Annotated in this window: 2 protein-coding genes; both read left to right on the forward strand. The window is 54.8% G+C overall.

Features of this window, described 5'->3' with window-relative positions; translation table 11 throughout:
* Positions 1-177 (forward strand): integrase core domain-containing protein (locus tag K6M89_RS30540; protein WP_148669433.1); only part of this gene is annotated, 177 nt, incomplete at its 5' end.
* Between the two features lie 418 nt (positions 178-595).
* Positions 596-679, forward strand: an 84-nt coding sequence (locus K6M89_RS30545; RefSeq protein WP_157214173.1) for a hypothetical protein, incomplete at its 3' end; no start/stop codon positions are given.

Genomic DNA, 679 nt, shown 5'->3' on the forward strand with positions numbered 1-679 from the left:
GGCCGCTTCCGTGCAGAATGCCTGAACCAGCATTGGTTCCTGACCCTTGCGGATGCCCGCGAAAAGATGGAGGATTGGCGTAGATACTACAATGAGGAAAGACCTCATGGTGCGATCGGCAACAAGGCGCCGATCTCGTTGGTGAATTCGGGAGGCGCAACCAGCCCGCCTCCCTGAATAAGCCGGAAAACTCTAGCATCCGGTGGTCCAACGTTTGGGAGCGGTTCAAGACCGCCGAGGCTCTAATCGCCGTCAGCGGCAGGTCAGGATCGAAAGCTTCAACATTTTTCGATTGGGAGCTGGGTGCGATTGTCTCCAGTTTTCGGATCCGTTGTCCTGCTGATAGTCGCGGTCGACCTAGCGGTGCAAGTGATGCCATCACGACACCGTCTGTCGGCTTTGTCTGATCGGCGACATTAGGTTTGTTTGGCAGTTTCCTGTGGTGGTTCGGAGTAACTTTCTGAAACCCAACAAAAAGATCTTTCCTTTGGCTCGATCGGCCCACATGGCACGGGTTTTGAAGATTGCCATGCGAGGCGGCGCGAGCTGCCGGCCTTTTACTCAGCGATGGATGGAACGAAAGAAGGAAGGCGATATGTCAGATTTGCGTCAAATCGCATTTTACGGCAAAGGGGGGATCGGCAAGTCCACCACCTCCCAAAATACGCTCGCAGCGCTT

The sequence above is a fragment of the Rhizobium croatiense genome (assembly GCF_019793465.1).
GTDB lineage: Bacteria > Pseudomonadota > Alphaproteobacteria > Rhizobiales > Rhizobiaceae > Rhizobium > Rhizobium croatiense.